Here is a 24,682-nt window from a genome sequence, read left to right on the forward strand (position 1 = left end):
GGGGAGAGATTTATTTCTCTCCTATTTTTTTACATATAAATATATAATTAATAGTATATAAGTTTCAATAAAGTTTGTTCATTAATATATATTGTTAGAATATTTATTAATGTAATAACTTAATTAGAATATATATTAAAATAAAATTATAGTATATAAATTATATATGCATTTATTAAGTTTAAAATTCTAAAAGAATATTAATAGATTATTTGAAGAGCTTTATAAAATTAAAATAAATAAAACAAATGAAGGAGATAAAAGGTTTGGAATCTACAATCATGGTTATCATTAAATTAATGGGTGGATTAGGTTTATTTATTTATGGTATGAAACTAATGGGGGATGGTTTAGAAAATGCTGCAGGTGATGGACTTAAAAGTATCCTTGAAAAAGTAACTAGTAACCCAATAACAGCAGTTATGATAGGGGCCATTGTAACTGCTGTTATTCAAAGCAGTAGTGCTACTACAGTAATGGTAGTAGGATTTGTTAATGCAGGTCTTATGAACTTAGTGCAAGCCGCAGGAATTATTATGGGAGCTAATATTGGAACGACAATAACAGCTCAACTTGTATCATTTAAATTAGATGAGATTGCACCTGTTTTTGTGTTTGTTGGCACAATAATGGCTATGTTTGCAAGAGGTAAAAAGAGAAAAGATATTGGAAACATAATATTAGGGTTTGGTATATTGTTTACAGGAATGGGTATAATGAGTGAGGCTATGAAGCCATTAACTAATGCTCCTATATTTTCAGAATTTATAGCTTCTATAGGTGATAATTGGTTTATAGGAGTTGTGGCTGGAGCATCAATTACAGCTATACTACAAAGTTCATCTGCTACCACAGGTATCTTAGTAGCATTAGCTACAGCCGGTGCAATTGATATTAATATTGCATTACCTATAATTTTTGGATGTAATATAGGTACATGTATAACTGCAATAATTGCGAGTATTGGGACTAATAAAACAGCACATAAAGCAGCAATGCTTCATTTAATATTTAATATTACAGGAACTGTAATATTTTTACCGTTTTTAGGTATTTTAGGTTCATTTGTACAAACAACTAGTACAGATGTAAGTAGACAAATTGCTAATGCTCATACTGTATTTAATTTAGCTAATACTGCAATATTATTACCATTAAGCAAATATATAATAATTTTAATTAATAGATTAATACCAGGTGAAGATGAAATAGAAAAAGCTGGACCTAAATATATAGATAATAGACTTTTAGAAACACCTGTAATTGCAGCAGGACAAGTTTTAAAAGAGACTATAAGAATGGCTAATAAGGCTAAAAAGAATTTAGAATTATCTATGAAAGCATTTATAGATAATGATGATACATTAGTTAAGAAAGTATACGAAAATGAACAAATAATCAATATATTAGAAGAATGTATAACAACTTATTTAGTAAAACTTTCTAAGTGTGTTTTATCTGATAAGGAACAAGGAATTGTTGCTTCAACACTTCATGTAATTATAGATATTGAAAGAGTTGGAGATCATGCAAAGAATATTGCAGAATTAGCAAATCAGAAAATAAATAAGAATCTTAAGTATAGTGAAGATGCAATAAGAGAATTATATGATATATATAATACTACAATGGAAGCATTAGAAATAGCTATTAATGCATATGCAACAAGAGATGCTTCAAAAGCTAAAACTATAGAAGAAGTAGAAAGAAAAATAGATTCGTATCAAAAAACATATAGAGATAAGCATATAAAAAGGCTTTATGAAGGAAAATGTAATGCTTACGCAGGTACAATATTTTTAGATTTAGTTAATAATTTTGAACGTATAGGTGATCATTCAACAAATATTTCTGAAAATGTAATTGAAACTTTTAAATAAATTAGGAAAACAAGCAATTAATAATTTGAATTATAATTGCTTGTTTTTTTATTTCATTATTAATTATATGAATCACATAATTAAATTTATATAAATAAAATAGCCTGTTTACTTATTTGAATAAATAGAAAGGATATAGCAAATAATAAATTATAAAAATTTAGACAAATAAGGAGGTATATTTAATGAGATTTAAAAGAGCTGTAGTAATATTTTGTATTTTGCTTTTAATATTTTCAACTCCAATAAAAGTAAAAGCAAAGATAGAAGAAGGTAAAGTACAGCATGTTATTTTAATAGATCCTGGACATGGGGGAATAGATGGAGGAGCAAAATCTAAGAATGGAACCATAGAAAAAGATATAAATTTATCAATAAGTTTAAAATTGAAAAAGGTTTTAGAAGAACAAGGATATATTGTATATTTAACTAGAGAAGATGATAATGAATTATCAGCTAAAAAAGTTGCTGATTTAAATGAAAGATGTAAAATGAAAAAAGATAAAAATTGTGACATTTTTATATCAATTCATCAAAATATGTTTCCTAACTCAAAATGTTTTGGTGCCCAAGTATGGTATTCAAACAATGATAAAAGTAGGATTTTAGCAGAAAATATACAGGATATGTTAAAACAAAATTTACATGATAATAATAAAAGAATTTCAAAACCTGCAAAAGATCAATATAGAATATTAAGAGATGGATATGATGGAGCTTGTGTATTAATTGAATGTGGTTTTTTATCTAATTATGAAGAGGAACAAAGATTAAAAAGTGATGAACATCAAGATAAGATTGTAAAAGGTATTTTAAGTGGAGTAAATGCATATATTGAAACTTTAAAAACTAATTAATATACATAAATAGGAATTTTAATATTTAGCTATGTTGTAACTGAATATTGATATAGTAGTATAAAAACAAATTCTTCTTGTAAGGGGGTTTTATACTACTATATCAAAATAGTTTAAACTATAGAATTAAGATTAGTTAATCTTTGTCTAATAAATTTAGTTAATATTAGATAAATTATATATGTTTTCTCTAGAAATTGGACTAACTTTAATACTATTTTTTGATGGAGTCTTACCTAGTAAATTTTTATTTAATAGTAGAAATATATTATAAAGTATAAGAACGATTAAGAATATGGTTAGAATATATATTATAGTTTTAATAAATTTATCATAAATTATAAATCTCATATATTAGACTCCTTATAAATTTTAAAATTTGTATGTTTAATATATAGTAAAAAAATTAAATAAATATGAAATTTTTATTATTGTAAATACTAAAAAATATATTAAACTTATAGTAAAAGGGTTAAGGAGTTGTTGAGGTGAGAGAAGTAAATGTTCAATTGATTACAGACGCTGTTAAAGACTTAGCTATAAAGGCAAATTATTTTTTGGGAAATGATATTAAAGATGCATTAGAAATTTGTAAAAAGAATGAACCTTGGAATTTAGCAAATGATATTTTAGATAAAATAATAATTAATGCTAAAATTGCAGAGAATGAGAAAATGCCAATGTGTCAAGATACTGGAATGGCATGTGTATTTATAGAGATAGGTCAAGATGTACATTTAATTGGAGGTAGTTTAGAAAAAGCTGTTAATGAGGGAATAAGAAGAGGATATAAGGATGGGTTTTTAAGAAAATCTGTAGTTAAAGATCCGCTAAATAGAATAAATACAAATGATAATACCCCAGCAGTAATATATTATGAAATAGTTAGTGGAGATAAAGTGAAAATTACACTTGCACCAAAGGGATTTGGATCTGAAAATATGAGTAAGATAGGGATGTTGAAACCTTCTGATGGTGTTGAAGGTGTTAAAGATTTTATATTAAATGTGGTTAAAGAAGCAGGACCAAATCCATGTCCTCCAATGGTAATAGGTGTTGGGATTGGTGGAACTTTTGATAAGGCAGCATATTTAGCAAAAAAAGCATTACTAAGACCTATTAATATAAGAAACAATGATGAGTATTATAAAGATTTAGAAATTGAATTATTAGAAAAAATTAATCAATTAGGAATAGGTCCTCAAGGTTTTGGAGGAAGAACTACAGCCTTAGGAATAAATATAGAAGTATATCCAACCCATATTGCTGGTCTTCCAGTAGCGGTAAATATAAATTGTCATGCAACACGCCATAAGCAAATTGTACTATAGGGGGAGAAAATAATATGGAAATTAAATTACATACACCGCTTACACAGGATAAAATATCTAAATTAAAAGCAGGAGACAGCATTTTATTAAGTGGGATAATTTATTCAGCAAGAGATGCAGCACATAAGAGATTAATTGAATTGATTAATCAGGACAAGGAATTACCTTTTAATATAAAGGATGAAATTATATATTACGTTGGTCCTTCACCAGCTAAGCCAGGATATGTTATAGGTTCGGCGGGTCCAACAACTAGTTATAGAATGGATTCATATACACCAGTATTATTAGATTTAGGTTTAAAAGGGATGATAGGAAAAGGAGCAAGGAATAATAGTGTTATAGAATCTATTAAGAAAAATGGAGCTATATATTTTGGTGCTATTGGGGGTGCAGCAGCATTAATTGCTAAGAGTATAGTAAAATCAGATATAATTGCATATGAAGATTTAGGAACGGAGGCCATAAGAAGAATGGAAATTAAAGAGATGCCTTTAGTTGTTATAATAGACTCTAATGGAAATAATCTTTATAATATAGGTAAGTTGAATTATTTAGAATCAATTAAGTAATATGAAAGAAAATATATAAACTATAATTTAAATACTTTTTAATAAAATTAAATAATACAAAAAACTATTTCAATAGAAGATATGAAATAGTTTTTTTATATGTAAAATTTATATTATAAACTAAAAAGCTTATATAAATTTTTTATATGTATATTTTTAATTAAATAATACTATTAAGAAGTCTCTATTTATTATTAATATTAAATTTAAGTATATTAACTTAATCAAAATATATAATGAAAAATTTCTACTATATATTTTTAAATCCCTTTCCTTTAACTTCAGATATATCTACAATTGTTATGAACGCAGTGGGATCTATACTATAAACACAATTTTTTAACTCAACCATTTGTCTTGAGGTAACTATACAATAGAGCATCTTTTTTCTATCATGAGTATATTCTCCTTCAGCAACTAAAGATGTTACTCCTCTGTGTAAATCTTTTATTACATAATTTATTATTTCCTGTTCTTTTTTTGTTAATATAAGTAACAGTTTTTTACTACTAAACCCTTTTAGTACTTTATCTAAAACAATACCTTGAGTAAATAAAGAGATAAGAGTATATAATGCTTGGGGAAGTCCAAAAATTATTGCACCAGCTATAATAATTAAACAGTTAAGTAAGAATCCTAAACTCCCTATATTAAAATTTGAATATTTTTTTCTTATAAGCATAGTAATAACATCAGTACCACCAGTAGAACCATTTCTTAAGAAAACTAAACCATAACCAATACCAGATAAAACACCACCATAAATACAGTAAAGTAGAATATCATTTACATATATAATATTTGTTAATGGTTTTGTTAACATTAGTGATAAGGATAAGGATAACATTCCTATAGCAGTTAAGAGAGTAAATTCACGATTAAGTTTTTTATAACTTAATAATAATAGTGGAATGTTAATTATAAATACTACAATACCAGCAGGTAATCCTATAGTATATTGTAAAATAAGAGCAATACCTGTAGCCCCTCCACTTAAAAGTTTAGCATGTGATAAAAATAGATTTACTCCTAAGGAAGCAATAAAACAGCCTAAAAAAATAACTAAAGTATCAATTATAGTCATTTTATATTTGAGAATTTTATTCATTGATAGTTTACTCCTTTAAAATATATAATTACATATCATATAATATTAATGCACTTTATAGCTTAAAAATCAAGAGGATTTATATTATATTAACTAAATATAATGGAAAATAATACTTTAAAGTTTATATATATATTATCTTTTAAATAAGGATATGATTAGTTAACAGTAGATACTTAATAATATTTTTAAATAAAATATAATCTTATAATAAATTTAATATTTTTTGAATTTACTTAAGAATTGTTAAGGGATTTTTAGTTATAATTGAAAAAAGAAATATTATGTTAGATAATATTTGTATTAAGTATAATTAAGAAGGAGGGTAGAGGTGAATAAGATGAAACTACCAGGAAAAATGAAAGTAAAGAAAACAATATTGTTAGTATTAGTAATTGTAGCTATTTTAGTATTAATTTATGAGGGTGTTAAAAACAATAAAGAAAAAATTAATTTAAATAAAGAAACTCAAGATCAAGAAACGCAATTTAAAGAAGAGTCTAAAGAGATTGATATAAATTTAAAAAATAATGAGGATTTATTAAAAAAAGAGGAACAAGAAAAAATTTTATATAATGAATCATATACATTATTTTTTTCTAATGAATATGAAAAAGCTATAAGTAAAGCAAATGAACTTATAGAAGTTTTTCCAAGTAATGCAAAAGGATATAATATAAGAGGGATTGCAAAATCTTATAATGGAGATTTTGAAGAGGGAATGAAAGATATAGATAAAGCGTTAGAATTAGATCCGCAGTATGGTTATGCAATGTTTAACAAAGCATTAACTTATGAATTATATGGTAAATTAGATGATGCGTTAGTATGGTATAATAAGAATTTAGAGGTAGAAAAATATGTATGGACTTATTATGGGATAGCATCTATTTATGGAAGAAGAGGTGATATTCAAAATACGGTTACTTATTTAAAAAAAGCTATAGATATTGATGAATCAGTAAAAAAAGAAGCAAGGGATGAAGCAGATTTTAATCCTGTTAGAGATTATGAAGAGTTCCAAAAATTAATTATGTAATTTAATATGAATTTAACTATAGAGAATATACTAAGTAGAGAGTACTTTAATAATAGTTTTAAAAATATTAGGAGTGATAGATTATGTTTAATGTGTTAGTTGTTGATGATGAGAAGGAAATAAGAGATGCTATAGAAATTTATTTAAGAGGGGAAAATTTAAAAGTATTTAAAGCAGTTGATGGATTAGAAGCCTTAGAGATCCTTAAAACTGAAAAGATCCATTTAATTGTTTTAGATATAATGATGCCTAAATTAGATGGAATAAGAACTTGTTTAAAAATTAGAGAAACTGAAAATTTACCTATAATCATGTTATCGGCTAAAGGGGAAGATTCAGACAAAATTTTAGGGCTTAATGTAGGAGCTGATGATTACATAACAAAACCATTTAATCATTTAGAATTAGTTGCTAGAGTAAAATCACAATTAAGAAGATATGATAAACCTTTAAATATTGAAGATGGAGAAGAAATTATAAAAGTTAAAGACTTAATAATTGATACTGTAGCAAAAAATATTACATTAAGAGATGAAGAAATAAAAGTTACAGCAACGGAATATAAAATACTGCATTTATTAGCTTCTAATTTAGGAAAAGTATTTTCAATAAAAGAAATATATGAAAAAGTATGGGAAGAACCATTTTATAAGAGTGAAAATACGGTAACTGTCCATATAAGGAGAATAAGGGAAAAAATAGAATTAAATACAAAAGAACCTGAATATATTAAAGTTGTATGGGGGATTGGATATAAGATTGAAAAAGAATAAAAATAGAAAATGTATAGAGAAGAGTTGAAGTATTTGGATACAAACAATACAAGTAGTTTATATAGAATCTTAAAAAGAAAAGTTAAACAATATTTTAAGAGTATATATTTAATTGACATAATATTATTGGCATTGATAACAGGTATATTATTTTCATTAGTAGGTGATTATAAACATTTTATTAAAAATGGGAAAAGTGGAACTTTAACTAATGCCGTTTTTAATAAAAGTGAATATGAAGTAAATAAACTTTATGACGATAGTAAAGGGTTTGCTTCAATAATTTATAGTAAAACAGATGGTTTATATGATCTATTAACATCAAATAATGAGAATATAGAAAGACTAAGTGAATTGATGAAATTCTTTAATAGTGAAACAGAAAAATATAGAAAAGAATTTAATTTAAAAAAAGATATATATTTTATAATTAGGAACAAGCAAACAAAAGAACTTTTTACTAATGATCCTTTTTTAGATTCTTCAATTAAGTATATTAAAGAAAATGAAATTGATGGTTTATTAAGCAATAGGTTTAAAGAACAGGGAATAGTAAGTATAAAATTTAATAATATAGATAATTATAATCCTTTAGTAAGTCGTGGTAGTGTAAATTATTTGGATGAAACCATAAAAAATTTCGAAGAAGTATATTACACATCTAAAGATACTTATAAGGATGAAATCATTCAAATAAGAAAAAAGTTTATTAGTTTTATTGTACTATTTTTTATTTATATAGCATTAGTTTTAAAAATATTTGCTATATTAAGATTTGATTTTGGAGAAGCAAAAATTAAATCTCGTCTTATTAATAATATTATATTTGTACTTAGAAATGGATTCAAATATAAAGAAACTAGGAAAACATTAGTATTAGCTATAGGAGTTTCACTAGCATCATTGATTACTTATTTATATTTTCTTGCAACTGGTGGAGATGAAAATAATATGTTTGTAAGATTTTTTCAGACATATCCTTTTAAAGGCACGTTTTTAATGATTGTAGGAATACTATTAACAGTTATATTTGGATTGAAGAAAACTTTAGATATTGTTATGGTAAATGAATGTGTAAAAAAATTAAATGAAGGAAATTTAGATGAACCGCTTACTGTAAAAGGATCACCTATAGTAAAAGAGTTGATTTGTAATATCAATTTAATAAAAGATGCATATAAAAGTGCTTTAGATGAAAGAGTAAAAGATGAGAGGTTAAAAACAGAGCTAATTTCAAATGTTTCACATGATTTAAAGACTCCATTAACATCTATAATAAACTATGTAGATATATTAAAAAATAGTAATATAACAGAAGAGGAAAGAAAAGATTATTTATTAATATTAGATAAAAAATCATTAAAATTAAAGGCGTTAATTGAAGATTTATTTGAAATGTCTAAAATTAATAGTGGAAAAATTACATTAAGTAAAGAAAAAATAGATATTCTTTCATTAATACATCAAGGAATAGGAGAATATAGTTTTTTATATGAACATAAGAATATATCATTTAAAGTTATAACTAAAGAAGAAGAAATTTTTATGGAACTTGATGGAAAAATGATATCAAGAGCTTTAGAAAATATAATAATTAATGCATTAAAATATTCTTTAGAAAATACTAGAGTGTATATAGAAGTAGAGTTAAAAAACGAATATGCAGAAATTACTGTGAAAAATGTTTCTAATTATGAAATGGATTTTGATGAAGAAGAGATATTTGAGAGATTTGTAAGAGCTGATAAATCTAGAAATTCAAGTATAGAAGGGTCAGGATTAGGACTTGCAATAACTAAAAGTATTGTAGAACTTCATGGTGGCGAAATAAAAATAGAAACAGAGGGGGATATGTTTAAAATATATATTATATTACCTCTGAAGTGATAAAAAATATTATTAAATAAAAATTATTGATTAAGTGGTTGATTTATAGAAAATTAGAGATTAACCACTTTTTTTGCATATTAATAGGGATTTTTCAAGTTTTACAATTAAGGAAATTACAATTATACTATAAATTACTGAAATCAATATATAGTATGAAAATGTAAAAAAATATTTTATAAACACAATATATAGTAGGAGAGAGGCCATATGTTAGATTTGAAAGAATTATGCAGAAAAGCAATAAAGGGTATTAAGGATAATGATGGAACATACACTGAAGAAAAGTTATTAAATGCTTTAGAATATACAATAATAGATGGAATGGATATAAATGATGTAAGGAAATCTTTGATTCAAGTTTCTCTAGATTTGACAACAAGTACTGAACCTAATTGGCAATATGTAGCATCTACAGTATATATATATCAACTTTATGATGAAGTCAGAAAAAATAGAGGAATAGATAAAAATAGAAATTTATATAGTAATTATTATGAGTTTATCAAGGATCTTACTAATAAGAATCTTTATGGGAAATATATATTAGAAAACTATTCAAGAGAAGAGATATTAGAGTTAGAAAATGAAATAAAGATTGAACGAGATTTTATATTTAATTATAGTGGAATTGATCTTTTAGCTAAAAGATATTTAGTCCAAGATTATAATAGGGAAATCTTAGAGCTTCCTCAACAAATGTTCATGGGAATTGCTATGCATCTTGCAATTCCAGAGAAACAAAGTAATAGAGTATATTGGGCAAAGAGATTTTATAATGTCTTAAGTCAGCTTAAAGCAACTATGGCAACACCTACTATGTCAAATGCAAGAAAACCATTTTATCAATTAAGTTCTTGTTTTATTGATACTGTTGATGATAGTTTAAAAGGAATTTATAAATCATTAGATAATTTTGCTGAAGTATCTAAGTTTGGTGGCGGAATGGGAATTTATATGGGAAAAATTAGAGCATTAGGTGCACCTATAAGAGGATTTAAAGGGGCATCTGGTGGGATTATACCATGGGTTAAATTATTTAATGATACAGCTATTGCAGTAGATCAATTAGGCGTTAGAAATGGATCTGTAGCAATATGGTTAGATATATGGCACAAAGATATACCTGAATTTCTTCAAATAAGAACTAATAATGGAGATGATAGAAAAAAAGCTCATGATGTATTTCCTGGTATTTGTTATCCAGATTTATTTTGGAAACTTGCTGAAGAAAATATAGATGCTGATTGGTATATGATGTGTCCTCATAATATTAAAAATGTAAAAGGTTATTGTTTAGAAGATTTTTATGGAGAAGAATGGGAACGCAAATATTTTGAGTGCGTTAATGATGAAAGAATAGAGAAAAGAATTATTAAAATAAAGGATATAGTTAGATTAATAATTAAAAGTGCGGTAGAGACAGGAGCACCATTTGCATTTTATAGAGATATAGCTAATAAAATGAATCCTAATAAACACAATGGAATTATATATTCATCAAATTTATGTACAGAAATAATGCAAAATATGAGTCCTATGAAAATGAAAGAAGATCAAATAATAAAAGAAGATGATAGTTATAGTGTAGTACAAAAAATAGAGAGTGGAGATTTTGTTGTTTGTAATTTATCTTCACTTGTACTTGGAAATATTAATGTACTTGACGATAAAGAGATGGAATATGTGATAGAAACTCAAATTAGAGCAATGGATAATGTAATAGATTTAAATTATTATTCAGTACCATTTGCTGAAATCACAAATAAAAAATATAGAGGTGTAGGTCTTGGAACTAGTGGATACCACCATATGCTGGCAAATAATAAAGTTCAGTGGTTACATGAAAATCATAAGAATTTTGCAGATAAAATTTATGAAAAAATTAATTATTATTCAATAAAGGCGAGCATGGAAATTTCAAAAGAAAAAGGATCATATAAATTTTTTGAAGGATCAGATTGGGAGAATGGATCATACTTTCAATTAAGGGGATACTCAAATAAAAAATGGAATAATTTAAAAGAAGATGTTAAAAAGTTTGGAATGAGAAATGGATATTTATTAGCAGTAGCTCCAAATGGATCAACTGCCACAATCGCAGGTACTTCAGAAGGAATTGATCCTATTATGGCAAGATTCTATTTAGAAGAAAAGAAAGGAAGCATAATTCCTAAAACAGCTCCAAATCTTTCAGCAGATAATTATTGGTATTATAATTCTGCTTATAATTTAGATCAAAAATGGTGTGTTGAGTTAAATGGAATACGTCAAAGGCATATTGATCAAGGTCAATCTTTTAATTTATATATAACAACTGATTATACAATGAGACAAATAATGAATTTATATATTGCAGCTTGTAAGTGTGGTGTTAAATCAATTTATTATGTTAGATCAAAATCATTAGAAGTAACAGAATGCGAAAGCTGCTCAGGATAAGTTAGAGTCAAAAAGTGAGTAATTGAATTTATATTTGATTACTCGAACTTACTTGGTGAGCAGAGTGAGTTCGAGTTTTGGATAAATAAAAAGTGAAATTATTCAATCTAAAAGTTAGTAAATTTTATATTTGGTAACTCAAACTTATTCAGAAAATAAAGTGAGTTGAGTTTCATAATATTTTTATAGGTGAAAGAAATGGGAGAGATAATATATGAAAGTAAATAAAAAACCACTCTTTAATGAATTTGGTGATCAAGAACCAAGATTAAAAAAAATAATTAATGGAAATACAACCAATTTAAATGATTTTAATAATATGAAATACACATGGGCATCAGACTGGTATAGACAAAGTATGAATAATTTTTGGATACCAGAAGAAATTAATCTTGCACAGGATTTAAAAGATTATAAAAATCTATTAAAAGAAGAAAGAACTGCATATAATAAAATACTATCTTTTTTAATATTTTTAGATTCAATACAAACAGCAAATTTGGGTAATATAAATAATTATATTACAGCTAGCGAAATAAATTTATGTTTAACAATTCAAAGTTTTCAAGAAGCTGTTCATTCTCAAAGTTATAGTTATATGCTTGATAGTATTTGTTCTCCAGAAGAAAGAAATGAAATACTTTATCAATGGAAATATGATGAAATTTTACTTAATAGAAATAAATTTATAGGAGATTTATATAATGAATTTATAAATAAGCCTACAGAATATAATTTAATTAAAACTGTAATGGCTAATTATATTCTAGAAGGAATATATTTTTATTCTGGATTTATGTTTTTTTATAACTTGGAAAGAAATGGGAAAATGACTGGTTCCGCTCAAGAAATTAGATATATAAACAGAGATGAAAATACCCATCTTTGGCTATTTAGAAATATAATAAAAGAATTACAAACTGAAATACCTGATTTATTCACAGAAGAATTAAAAAATGAATTAAGAGAGATGATGAAAATAGGTGTAGAAAATGAAATTTTATGGGGACACTATGTTATAGGAGATAATATTCAAGGAATAAATAAGAAGCTAATTGAGGATTATATAAGGTATTTAGGTAATAAAAGATTAAAAGAGATAAATTTAGAACCTTTATTTGAAGGTTATAATGAAAATCCGGCAAAGTGGGTTGATATAGTATCTAATTCTAATTCGGTAAAAACAGATTTTTTTGAAGCAAAATCTACAGCTTATGCAAAAGCTTCATATTTAATTGATGATTTATAAACAAATTTAAATAAATTTGAATGTTTTTCAACAAAATATATTAAAATTTTTAAAACTTATGTTATAATAATTGAAGTTAGGTTTTAAGTTAAAGGTTATCAAAATAGGATTTAAGTTAAATTTTAGTAATATTAGCAAAAAAATAGATTGAATTTTAATTTCGAGGAGGAGTTTTAAAAATGAAAAAAGGTATTGCTGCTTCTAAAGGATATGCAATAGGAAAAGTATTTTTAAATGAAAATGAAGAAATAGTTATAACAGATGTAAAAATTTCAGATGTATCTTTTGAAAAAGAAAAATTACAAAAGGCTTTAGATGATTCTAAGTCACAATTAGAAGTTATTAAAGTTAAAGCAGAAAAGGAAATGGGATCAGAAAAAGCAGCAGTTTTTGAAGCTCATATTACATTATTAGATGACCCAGAATTTACTGGAGCAATGCTTAGTGAAATAGAAATGAACAGTCTTAATGGTTTAAAAGCTATAGAGAATGTTACAAATAGTTTTGTTGCTATATTTGAGTCTATGGATAACGATTATATGAGAGAAAGAGCTGCAGATATTAAAGACGTATCTAAGAGAATAATATCTAACTTTGCTGGTAAAGGTGGAGATGCATTTGCTATTACTGAAAATAACACAGTAGTAGTTGCACATGATTTAACACCATCAGATACAGCTCAATTAGATAGAAGTAAAGTAGTAGGATTTATTACAAACATAGGTGGAAGAACATCACATGCAGCTATAATGGCTAGAACATTAGAAATCCCAGCAGTACTTGGTCTTGGAGATATAACTACAAGTGTTAAAAATGGAGATATGGTTATAGTTGATGGGTTAACTGGAGATGTAATTATAAATCCATCAGAAGATGTTTTATCAGAATATAAAGCTAAACAAGAAAAATTTAAAAAAGAACAAGAAGAATTAAAGAAATTAATAGATGTTAAAACAACTACTAAATCAGGTAGAAGAATTGAAGTTTGTGGAAACATTGGTAAACCAGAAGATGTTCTTGGTGTTCTAGAAAATGGTGGAGATGGTGTAGGATTATTCAGAACTGAATTCTTATACATGGATAGAGAAAGTGCTCCAACAGAAGAAGAACAATTTGAAAGTTATAAATTTGTTCTTGAAAAAATGGAAGGAAAACAAGTTGTTATAAGAACTCTTGATATTGGAGGAGATAAAACACTTCCTTACTTACCATTACCAGAAGAAATGAATCCTTTCTTAGGATATAGAGCTATAAGACTTTGTTTAGATAGAAAAGAAATCTTTAAAGTTCAATTAAGAGCATTATTAAGAGCTTCTGTATACGGAAATCTTTGTGTAATGTTCCCTATGATTTCAGGATTAGAAGAATTCCAACAAGCTAAAGAAGTTGTTGAAGAATGTAAAGCTGAATTAAAATCTGAAGGAAAAAATTTCTCAGAAAGTATTCAATGGGGTATCATGGTTGAAATTCCAGCAGCAGCAGTTTATGCTGATGAATTAGCTAAACATGTTGATTTCTTCTCAATAGGAACAAATGATTTAATTCAATATACATTAGCAGCTGATAGAATGAGTGAAAAAGTTTCATATCTTTATAATCCAATGCATCCAGCAGTACTTAGATTAATAAAGATGACTATAGATGGTGCACATAAACATGGAAAATGGGTAGGAATGTGTGGAGAAATGGCTGGAGATGAGGCAGCTATCCCAACATTAGTTGAATATGGATTAGATGAATTTTCAATGAGTGCTACATCAATCTTAAATGCTAAGAAGATTATGTTAGAACAAGAATAATATTATTGAATTTTAGGTGGAGTTTACTCCACCTTTTTTTTCTTTAAAATAGTTAAAAGAATTTAAATTTATTGAGAATTTATATAAAAGTATAATTTATTTTAGATTTTATAAGTTAATAATATGATTTATTTAATGGTAAAATAGTTGTATTAATAATTTTAAATATAATTGACATTTACAATAAGTAAGGGGGAAAAGAAATGAAAAAAATGTTAGAAATGTTTATAGCATTTTTTAAAATAGGAGCTTTTACGTTTGGCGGAGGATATGCAATGATTCCGCTGATTGAGCAAGAAGTTGTAATAAATAAAAAGTGGATAGATAAAGATGAATTTATGGATATTTTAGTTGTATCTCAAAGTTTACCAGGTGCCTTAGCTGTTAACTGCTCACTTTTTATTGGACAAAAAATCGGTGGAATGATAGGTCAAATTATTGCCGTATTAGCAGTTACGTTACCTTCATTTTTTATAATACTTATTATTGCAGGAATATTTATTCAGTTTAGAGATAATTATTTTGTTAATTTAGCATTTAAAGGGATAAATGCAGCAGTACCAATGCTTGTATTGTTTGGAGTTATAAGTTTATCAAAAGGAATAAAGAAAAACTTAAATACATTATTAATGATTATATTAGGTCTTATTGCTTTAATTATCTTTGATATACATCCTGTTATTGTTATTTTAGCTTCTGCTATATATGGAATGATTTTTTTAAGAGAGAAGGTGCAGTAAATAATGATATTAATAAAATTATTTTTAGCTTTTTTAAAAATAGGGACATTTAGTTTTGGTGGAGGATATGCAATGATACCTTTTATTCAAAAGGAAATTATTGATAACAATGGATGGCTAACAGTAAATAATTTTATGGATATTATAGGAATATCACAGATGACTCCAGGCCCAGTAGCTATAAATTCAGCGACATTTGTAGGGTTTAAAGTAGCAGGTGTAATGGGAAGTCTATTTGCAACTATTGGGGTTATGACCACATCTTTTGTATTAGTTAGTATAGTATCAAGAACTTTAAATAAATTTAAAGATTCTACTGTTTTAAAAGCTGCACTACTTGGAATGCGTCCTATACTTATTGCGTTAATACTTCAAGCTTTCTTTAATCTAGCGAAGGAGGCATATATTGATATAAAATCAGTAGTTATTACACTGATAATATCAGGAATGCTTTTATCAAAGAAAATACATCCAATAATATCTATAGTATTTTCTGGAATATTAGGTATTATTTTTTGGAGTTTTTAGACGATATATATTATAGTACTTATATAATGATAGTTATGTTAATATAAAAAAGGTATTATTACATTTTTTATAGAAGTATTATTATAATTTGTATTAAATATATTTTACATAGAAAAACTAGTATAAAAAGGGGTTAACCAAATGGATAAGAAGTGTAGGAAACTTTATAATAAAGCTATAAAATATTATCAAACAGGAGAAATAAATAAAGCATTGGAAATATGTGAAGAAGCTTTAGCATATAGTTTAAAAAATTCTTCAATATTAAATTTAAAAGGTATTTTATTATATCAAAAAGGGAATTTAGATGGAGCAATCACTGTTTGGAAAATAAATAAAGATTTTAATGATGATGGTATGGCTAAAAACTATTTAAAAGATACACAGGAAGATAAACGTAGAAGCGAATTATATTTATTAGGAGAAAAGAGGTTAAAAGATTTAAATATAGATGATGCAATAAATATATTTAAACAATGTTTAGAAAGTGATTTCAATTCTATAAAGGTAAATACAGCATTGGCATTATGTTATCAAAAAAAAGGTGATTTTACTAAGTGTATAAATCATATGGAAAAAGTTCTTAGTTTAGATAAAAAATCCAAAATAGCCAATCAAATCAAAAAAGAACTAATAGAAGTAAAAGCTTATAAAGGATCAAATCATAAATTATGGATTCCTATAACATCAATGATTATATTATCAATAATAGTTACAATTACATATAGTTTCTATAACGGTTCAAACATCAATAAGGAAAGTAGTAATAATTCAATTGAATCATTACCGAATAATACTTTGGAAAATACAAAAGATAATGCTAAAGAAGAAGTTATTGAAAAAGAAGTTATTGAAGAAGAAAATATAAGTGATGTAACAAAGAAGAATTCTATTAATGTTGATAAGTTAAAAGAAGCATTAGATAAAAATGATTTAGATACTATTTATTCAGAATTAGATAATGTAAATGAAAATGATATTGATAATAATAATAAAGGAATGTACAGAAATGCAATTGATATATTGAAAACTACAGGTGTAGAGAAATTTTATGAGAAAGCTATGAATGAATTTAATTTAAAAAATTATGAAAATGCAAATATAGAATTTCAAAAAGCATATAAGTATTGTGAGGGAAGCTATTTAAAAGAACATATAATATTTTATAAAGCTGTTACATTAGAAAATGTTAAAAATAATGAAGATGCAATAAAAACTTATGATGAATATTATGGTAAATATCCTAAGGGTGAATATGCTGATAACGCATTATATAATGCTGCAATGTTAACTAAAGAAACTAATAAAGATAAGAGTTTATATTATGCTAATAAATTAGAAGATAATTTTCCAAACTCTATTTATTTTAATCAAAATATCTTAAATATCCTAAATAAATAGATAAAACTAAAAAGAATTACAAAGATAGTAAAAATAAAATTAGGATGTGATGATGTGATATCAATAATTAAAAATATTAAAGTATATTCTCCAGAATATCTTGGAATAAAAGACATTGTATTGGCTTTTGGAAAGATAGAAGGTGTATATGATAAATTAAATATTCCAAATGATTTTATTGATATAAATATTATTGACGGAACTGGAAAAATAGCTTTTCCGGGATTTATTGATTCTCATGTTCACATACTTGGAGGTGGAGGAGAAGGTGGATATAAAACAAGGACACCAGAAATTCAACTTTCACAATTAACTAGATATGGAGTTACTACAGTTATTGGATGTATAGGAACAGACGGAGTCTGTAGGGATATTAAATCTTTGATAGCTAAGGTTAAGGCTTTAAATGAAGAGGGAATGTCAGCCTACTGTTATACAGGATCATATGATGTACCAGTTAGAACACTAACAGGATTTATTAAAGAGGATATAATGTTAGTTCAAGAAATTATAGGTGTTGGAGAAATAGCATTATCTGATAATAGAAGTTCACAGCCAACATATGAAAAGTTTGTTGAATTAGTTGCTGAAGCAAGAGTTGGTGGAATGCTATCAAGTAAATCAGGAGTGGTAAATATACATATTGGAGATGGTAGAAGAAGGTTGGATTATTTATTTAGAATATTAGAGATGACAGAAATACCATTATCTCAATTATTTCCAACTCATATAAATAGAAATATAGAGCTTTTTAAAGAAGGTTTAGAATATGCTAAAAGAGGTGGAGTTATTGATTTGACTACAAGCTGTGACTTAGACTTTATGGAAAATGGTGAACTAAGAGCATCAGATGGGTTAAAGGAATTTTTAGATTTAGGATTACCAATATCTAATATAACATTTACATCAGATGGGAATGGAAGCATGCCTAAATTCAATAAAGAAAAAGAATTAATAGGACTTGGAGTTTGTACGGTAGAGTCTTTGTATAGAGAAGTTAAAGAGAGCATATTAAAACATAATATTCCTATAGAAGATGCTATAAAGGTTATAACATCAAATGTTGCAGATATATTAAAATTAAATAATAAGGGAAGAATAAAGACAGGTAAGGATGCTGATTTAGTTATAGTAGATGAAAATACATTAAATATAGAAACTGTTTTTGCTAATGGTAATAAAATGATAGAAAATGAAAATATAGTAATTAAAGGAACTTTTGAAGAATAAAATTACTAATTTAAAATAAATTATATTTTAGCATAATGTTTGTATAATAATATAGATATTAAACAATAATAAAATAAAGTAGATTAATAAAATACCCTCTCAAAAATATTAAATTGAGAGGGTACTTTTATAAGGTTAATTAAGATTTTATTTTAAAGAATGTATGATGTCCTATAGTAGTTATATCTTGTTTTTCAGTTTGACGCATCCAGCTGCATGTTGCAGTACTTGGATTATAAAAGAATAATGCTTCATTTGTAGGATCAGATCCTTTTATGGCATCATAAACTGCATCATAACATGATTGATTTGGAGTAGCTTGTATATTACCATTTTTAACACAAGAAAATGCATTTTTTTGTAAAATTACATCTCTTATTGTATTTGGGAATTTTGGGTTTATAGCACGGTTTAAAACAACTGATGCTACTGCGATTTTCCCATTATATGGTTCGCCAATACTTTCAGCACAAACTAGTTTAGCCATCAATTCAATATCATCTTCCGTTATATAGAGTCTATGAGTGTTATGATTAAATACTTCTATAATAGGTTCATTTTGATTTCGTTGATCTTCTTTATTAAATTGTACTTGGAATTGTATACTATTTAAATAAATTTCATTAATTGCCTTCTTAACAAGAATATTATTATAAAAATTTTTACTTAATACTTGTGCATAAGCAGTAGTATTTATAACGGAAAGATATAGCACTAAAACTATTATAAAAATGCTATATGTTTTTTTCATGAAAAATCCTCCTTTGGCATAATTCAATCCAATAGTATTATTGCCAAAAAAGATACTTATATGCACAATTTAGTTTTTATATGAGTATATTGAAGTTTTAAATGTATCAAGACATTCTAAAAAATCCAAATATTTATTAGATGTATCTTCATATAAGCTTTCAATATTGTCTTTTTTATTAGAAGATAAATTAAATTCAGTTTTTACATTACGTTCAAATGAATTTATATATGATTCAAATGAATTTAACATTTCTTCTAATGATTCATAACATTTATCAGTCCCAACTGGTATTGAAACAGAATAAGATTTATTTTTAATATCATTAAAAGAAGAACGTTTATTATTAATATCACAAAGTAATATAGATAAATCTCTATTATCTTCTCTTATTTTTGATATAGCAGGTCTAAAATCTTCTTGTAAACTTGTAAAATCATTAAGAATTTCATTCATAGTACAAATAAAATCTCTTTTTTGTTCGTCATAAATGTCTTTTTCTCTATTATTTTTATAAAGTCCATTAACATATCTATTTATATTTGAAAAAAATATATTTGCTTCTTTAGGAAATGAAATAGCTAAGCCTTTTTTTGATAAATTATCTGTAGCAAGTAGAACATCTTTTTCGCTTTTTATTAAATCTTCATATAATTTTTCAAAATTTTCAGCATTCTCATTATTTAAAATGGCTAAACTAGAATTATATAATTTAAAGTTTAATTTAGAATAATCATAAAGTTGGTTTTTCAAAGTTTCTAAATTTTTATCATTTAATTTTAAGGTATTTAAATTAGCAATAGATTTATCTAATGAAGATTTATTACTATTTAGTAATTTACAAGCTGATGAAGAATCAAAGGTGCCATCTTTTTCTTTAGATTTTAAAGATGAATTTAAATGTACTATATTTTTAGAGGCTTGATTAAGTTTATTTAAGTCTTTATTTTTTAAAAATAAAGTGAATAATACTATTATAAACATTATAGAAATAGTTAGTGTAATTAAAATTTTTAATGATTTTTTATTTATAGATATATTAAACATAAATCCCTCCTATTATTTAATAAAATAATTTTAGTTACTTAATATTACTTATATTAAGTAGAGTAAAAAATTATTATAAAAATAAGGAATTTTTAATAAAATAGTAATTCTCTTTATATATAAAGAGGTTAATGTTTAGTGTATAATTTTATATAGACAAATAAGCGAGGTGATGGCAGTGGAAGAATTTATATCACTAATAATGAAAAATATAAGTACTATGTCTTTGTGGTCAATATTGGATATTCTTGTAGTATCATTTATATTTTATAAGGGATATATGCTTATAAAAGAAACAAGAGCTGAACAATTATTAAAAGGAATTGTATTAATTATTGTTCTTATTCCTATTAGCTATTTATTGAAATTGGATATGTTATATTTTATTTTAAATAAGACATTAACAATTGGGGTATTATCTGTAATTATAATTTTTCAACCTGAAATAAGAAGAGCATTAGAACATATTGGTAGATCGGCTTTTGAAGATATACATTATATAGATGATAAAGAGATTAGAGATATTGTAATTAATGAAATTGTAAATGCAGTTGAGAATTTAGCTGAAACTAAAACAGGCGCATTAATTGTAATAGAGCAAAAAACAGGACTTGGAGATTTAATTGCATCAGGAACAATCTTAGATGCAAATGTGACATCTAATCTTTTAGAAAATATTTTTGTAGTAAATACACCGTTACATGATGGAGCTACAATAATAAGAAATAGTAGAATAGCAGCATCAGGATGTGTTCTTCCCTTAACAAGTAATAATACAATTAATAAAAAATTAGGAACTAGGCATAGGGCCGCAATAGGTCTTTCAGAAGTTTCGGATTCATTAATAATTATTGTATCTGAAGAAACGGGAGTAGTATCTTTGGCTATAAACGGTAAATTAAGAAGAGGATATGATAAAGAAAAGTTAAGAAAAGTATTATTAAGTATAATTGAAAATAGGAGTAAAAAGAATGTTAAAAGTGCTGGGGAGAGGGTGAAGTCATGGCTAAAGGAAATAAAAATCAAACGCTAGTAGTTAAGTTATTATGCATATGTTTATCTTTTGGCTTATGGCTTTATATATCAAATGTAGAGAATCCAGTAAGAACATATGAATTAAAGGGGGTACCAGTAGAGTTAATAAATCAAAGTAGTATTTCAGATGCTAATTTAGCAATTGTACCAGATCAAAAATTTACAGTAGATTTAAGATTAGAGGGTGCTTCAAGTGATTTATATAAAGTTAATCCAGAATCTTTTAAATTAGTAGCGGATATGGGAGCATATGCACTAAAAAGTGGAGAAAATTTAATTCCTATTCAAGTTATAAGTTATCCAGATAATATTAATATAAAAAATAATGGTTTTTTAGGAATTAAAATAAACCTTGAGGAGTTAATATCTAAAGAAGTTCCATTAAAGTCAAAAGTTACTCTTTCATTTAATGAAAATATATACAAAAAAGAGCAAACTATATCTCCTCAAAAAGTAACTATATCTGGTCCAGAAAGTGCGGTTAATAAAGTTAGTCAAGGTGTACTAATAGGAGAGTTAAAAGGGATAGATAAAGATGTACAAAAGAGATATAATATAAAATTTCTAGATGATAGTGGTAAAGAAGTTATAGGAATTACATCAAATTATACAGAAGCAGAATTATCAATTAAAATTAGTAATGAAAAGGTAGTTCCTATTAATATAAAAACTACAGGAAATTTAGGGAGTGGATTATCAATAGCTAGTATGGAATCAAGTTTGAAAGAAGTTCATATAACAGGAGATAATAATGTTATAAAAGATATTTCTTCAATTGATACAGAAGAAATTAATTTAAATAATATTACTGGAGATTTGGAGGAAAATATAAAACTTGATTTGCCAGAAGGTATAACAGTAAGATCTAAGGAAGAAACTGTAAATGTAAAAATTAAAATAAATAAAGAAAATAAAGATGTATCTAAAACAAAAGAAATATCATGTAAAGTTGAATATATTAACTTATTACAAGAATTTACACTTGAATCTAAAACTGAAAATGTAAATGTAATTATTTCGGGAACACAATCTGATTTAGATGAATATTCATCAAATAATATTAAGGTAGTAGTAGATTTATCCAGTATATCTCAAGAAGGTGTTTTAAAATATACACCAACTGTTACTTTAAATGGAGAAAATCCAAATATTTCTATAGTATCAGTTAATGAGGTCAATGTATCTATTAAAAAGAAGGTATAAAACAACCACAGTTTAAACTGTGGTTGTTTTATGATATAATCCGTTTAAACTTATTATTATATTAACTAAATACTTAAAATAATTAGATAAAAGGATACAGGTGATAATTTTATGAGTATAAGAATAAATAATTTAAATTTAAATATAGATGATGACACAGATATTTTAAAAAATAAAATATGTAAAAAATTAAAAGTATCTAAAGAAGATATAAAAGAATTTAACATAATAAAAGAAAGTCTAGATGCAAGGAAAAAGAATGATATAAAGTTTAATTATTGTGTAGATATTAAGTGTAATAATGAAAAAAAAATACTTTCTAATATAAAAGATAAGGATGTAAAATTTCAAAAAGATACAATTAAATTAGAACTTAAAAAAGGAAATAAAAGCCTGAATAATAGACCGGTAATTGTTGGATTTGGTCCTGCAGGTATTTTTGCTGCATTAACATTGGCTAGAAATGGATATAAGCCAATTGTGTTTGAACGTGGAGAAGATGTAGATAATAGATCAAAAACAGTTGATAAATTTTGGAAAAGTGGAAAATTAAATACAGAATCAAATGTTCAATTTGGAGAAGGTGGAGCAGGAACATTTTCAGATGGAAAATTAACAACAAGAATTAAAGATAATAGATGTGGTTATATTTTAGATGAATTTATAAAAGCAGGAGCACCATTAGAAATTAAATATTTAAATAAACCACATGTTGGAACTGATATTTTAAAGAATGTTGTTAAAAATATAAGAGAAGAGATAATAAAACTTGGAGGGGAGGTTCATTTTAATTCCAAATTAGAAGATATAAAATATGAAAACAACATATTAAAAAGTATAATAGTGAACGGAAAAGAAATACAATGTGAAATATTAATATTAGCTATAGGACATAGTTCTAGAGATACATATGAAATGTTATATAAGAAAGAAATTTCTATGGAAGCTAAAGCTTTTGCAATAGGAGTTAGAATAGAACATCCGCAAGAACTAATAAATATAAGTCAATATGGAAATTTTTATAATCACCCAAGATTAAAAGCAGCTGAATACAGATTAACATATCAAAGTGAAAAATTAAAAAGAGGAGTATATTCTTTTTGTATGTGTCCAGGAGGAACAGTAGTTGCTTCAGCATCTGAAAAGGGAAGATTAGTGTCTAATGGAATGAGCTATCATGCAAGAGACTTAGAAAATGCTAATTCAGCATTAGTTGTAACAGTTTCACCAGGAGATTTTAAAGGAGAATCACCTTTAAAAGGAATGGAATTTCAAAGGCATTATGAAAAATTAGCATTTGATTTAGGCGGTGGAGATTATAAAGCGCCAATACAACTTTTAGGTGATTTTATGAATGATAGACCAAGTACTAGATTAGGTGAAGTCAAACCAAGTTATTTACCAGGATATGAATTTAGAGAATTAAAAAATTGTTTACCTAGTTATGTTGTTGAAGGATTAAAAGAAGGAATTAAAGATTTTTCAAACAAAATAAATGGTTATGGAAGAGAAGATGCTGTATTAACAGGTATAGAAACAAGAACATCAGCCCCAGTTAGAATACATAGAGATAAAAGTTTAAAAAGTGTAACTGTTTCAGGTATTTATCCAACAGGAGAAGGAGCAGGATTTGCTGGTGGAATAATATCATCAGCAGTTGATGGAATTAAAGTTGCAGAAAGTATAATAAGTGAATTTAGATAATGATTGAATAGTCTCAATATTCTAAAAAATAGCATTTTAAATTTTTTTTTGTTACAATAAATATAAGGATAAAAAGTTAATTAATACAAAATTAATAATATTAAAA

20 protein-coding genes are annotated in these 24,682 nt (G+C 25.6%); 17 read left to right on the forward strand and 3 right to left on the reverse strand.

Features of this window, described 5'->3' with window-relative positions; genetic code table 11:
* Positions 1-248: 248 nt before the first annotated feature.
* The 4 genes from KYD98_RS09950 (at position 249) to KYD98_RS09965 (ending at position 4,640) form a co-directional block, all read left to right on the forward strand.
* Positions 249-1,880, forward strand: coding sequence for a Na/Pi cotransporter family protein (locus tag KYD98_RS09950; protein ID WP_258049750.1), 1,632 nt, complete (start codon positions 249-251; stop codon positions 1,878-1,880).
* 185 nt (positions 1,881-2,065) lie between these two features.
* The gene (cwlD, locus tag KYD98_RS09955; protein ID WP_219779711.1) at positions 2,066-2,737 is read left to right on the forward strand and encodes an N-acetylmuramoyl-L-alanine amidase CwlD; all 672 of its coding nucleotides are present in this window, start codon (positions 2,066-2,068) and stop codon (positions 2,735-2,737) included.
* A gap of 488 nt (positions 2,738-3,225) precedes the next feature.
* Positions 3,226-4,068: a fumarate hydratase gene (locus KYD98_RS09960; protein ID WP_219779713.1), complete on the forward strand. Its 843-nt coding sequence runs from the start codon at positions 3,226-3,228 to the stop codon at positions 4,066-4,068.
* A 14-nt stretch (positions 4,069-4,082) separates the two neighbouring features.
* Positions 4,083-4,640, forward strand: coding sequence for a Fe-S-containing hydro-lyase (locus KYD98_RS09965; RefSeq protein ID WP_219779715.1), 558 nt, complete (start codon positions 4,083-4,085; stop codon positions 4,638-4,640).
* A gap of 250 nt (positions 4,641-4,890) precedes the next feature.
* Here KYD98_RS09965 and KYD98_RS09970 read toward each other — a convergent pair whose 3' ends face one another.
* Positions 4,891-5,748: a YitT family protein gene (locus KYD98_RS09970; RefSeq protein ID WP_219779718.1), complete on the reverse strand. Its 858-nt coding sequence runs from the start codon at positions 5,746-5,748 to the stop codon at positions 4,891-4,893.
* A 340-nt stretch (positions 5,749-6,088) separates the two neighbouring features.
* On the opposite strand from KYD98_RS09970, the gene KYD98_RS09975 reads away from it, so the two are divergent.
* The 10 genes from KYD98_RS09975 to iadA all read left to right on the forward strand — a co-directional run bounded on the left by KYD98_RS09975 (position 6,089) and on the right by iadA (position 18,836).
* Complete coding sequence (locus tag KYD98_RS09975) at positions 6,089-6,787, forward strand: tetratricopeptide repeat protein (protein WP_258049762.1); 699 nt, start codon at positions 6,089-6,091, stop codon at positions 6,785-6,787.
* A gap of 83 nt (positions 6,788-6,870) precedes the next feature.
* Positions 6,871-7,560, forward strand: coding sequence for a response regulator transcription factor (locus tag KYD98_RS09980; RefSeq protein WP_219779722.1), 690 nt, complete (start codon positions 6,871-6,873; stop codon positions 7,558-7,560).
* 33 nt (positions 7,561-7,593) lie between these two features.
* Entirely contained in the window at positions 7,594-9,447 is a 1,854-nt protein-coding gene (locus KYD98_RS09985) for a sensor histidine kinase (protein WP_258049751.1), read from the forward strand.
* 210 nt (positions 9,448-9,657) lie between these two features.
* A complete protein-coding gene (locus KYD98_RS09990) occupies positions 9,658-11,889 on the forward strand; it encodes a ribonucleoside-diphosphate reductase subunit alpha (protein WP_219779726.1) in 2,232 nt (743 codons plus the stop codon).
* Between the two features lie 214 nt (positions 11,890-12,103).
* A complete protein-coding gene (locus KYD98_RS09995; RefSeq protein WP_219779728.1) occupies positions 12,104-13,138 on the forward strand; it encodes a ribonucleotide-diphosphate reductase subunit beta in 1,035 nt (344 codons plus the stop codon).
* A 179-nt stretch (positions 13,139-13,317) separates the two neighbouring features.
* Positions 13,318-14,937 (forward strand): phosphoenolpyruvate--protein phosphotransferase, encoded by a 1,620-nt coding sequence (gene ptsP, locus KYD98_RS10000; RefSeq protein WP_219779730.1) that lies wholly within the window; start codon positions 13,318-13,320, stop codon positions 14,935-14,937.
* A 203-nt stretch (positions 14,938-15,140) separates the two neighbouring features.
* Positions 15,141-15,677, forward strand: coding sequence for a chromate transporter (locus tag KYD98_RS10005; protein WP_219779732.1), 537 nt, complete (start codon positions 15,141-15,143; stop codon positions 15,675-15,677).
* A 3-nt stretch (positions 15,678-15,680) separates the two neighbouring features.
* Positions 15,681-16,205, forward strand: a complete 525-nt coding sequence (locus KYD98_RS10010) for a chromate transporter (RefSeq protein WP_219779734.1) — start codon at positions 15,681-15,683, stop codon at positions 16,203-16,205.
* A 141-nt stretch (positions 16,206-16,346) separates the two neighbouring features.
* Positions 16,347-17,606: a tetratricopeptide repeat protein gene (locus tag KYD98_RS10015; RefSeq protein ID WP_219779736.1), complete on the forward strand. Its 1,260-nt coding sequence runs from the start codon at positions 16,347-16,349 to the stop codon at positions 17,604-17,606.
* A gap of 54 nt (positions 17,607-17,660) precedes the next feature.
* A complete protein-coding gene (gene iadA / locus KYD98_RS10020) occupies positions 17,661-18,836 on the forward strand; it encodes a beta-aspartyl-peptidase (RefSeq protein WP_219779738.1) in 1,176 nt (391 codons plus the stop codon).
* Positions 18,837-18,975: 139 nt separating this feature from the next.
* Here the strand turns inward: iadA and KYD98_RS10025 are convergent, their stop codons facing one another.
* Complete coding sequence (locus KYD98_RS10025) at positions 18,976-19,587, reverse strand: cell wall hydrolase (protein WP_219779740.1); 612 nt, start codon at positions 19,585-19,587, stop codon at positions 18,976-18,978.
* Positions 19,588-19,656: 69 nt separating this feature from the next.
* Positions 19,657-20,634, reverse strand: a complete 978-nt coding sequence (locus tag KYD98_RS10030; RefSeq protein ID WP_219779742.1) for a hypothetical protein — start codon at positions 20,632-20,634, stop codon at positions 19,657-19,659.
* A 178-nt stretch (positions 20,635-20,812) separates the two neighbouring features.
* Between KYD98_RS10030 and cdaA the strand changes: the two genes are divergently transcribed.
* The 3 genes from cdaA (at position 20,813) to KYD98_RS10045 (ending at position 24,576) form a co-directional block, all read left to right on the forward strand.
* A complete protein-coding gene (gene cdaA / locus KYD98_RS10035) occupies positions 20,813-21,667 on the forward strand; it encodes a diadenylate cyclase CdaA (RefSeq protein WP_373368732.1) in 855 nt (284 codons plus the stop codon).
* Positions 21,637-22,872, forward strand: coding sequence for a CdaR family protein (locus KYD98_RS10040; RefSeq protein ID WP_219779746.1), 1,236 nt, complete (start codon positions 21,637-21,639; stop codon positions 22,870-22,872). The genes cdaA and KYD98_RS10040 overlap by 31 nt, the downstream gene beginning before the upstream one ends.
* 111 nt (positions 22,873-22,983) lie before the next feature.
* Positions 22,984-24,576, forward strand: a complete 1,593-nt coding sequence (locus KYD98_RS10045) for an NAD(P)/FAD-dependent oxidoreductase (protein WP_219779748.1) — start codon at positions 22,984-22,986, stop codon at positions 24,574-24,576.
* The last annotated feature ends 106 nt before the right edge of the window (positions 24,577-24,682 follow it).

Origin of the sequence: Clostridium weizhouense (assembly GCF_019431045.1) — a bacterium.
In the GTDB taxonomy this organism is placed as follows: domain Bacteria; phylum Bacillota; class Clostridia; order Clostridiales; family Clostridiaceae; genus Clostridium; species Clostridium weizhouense.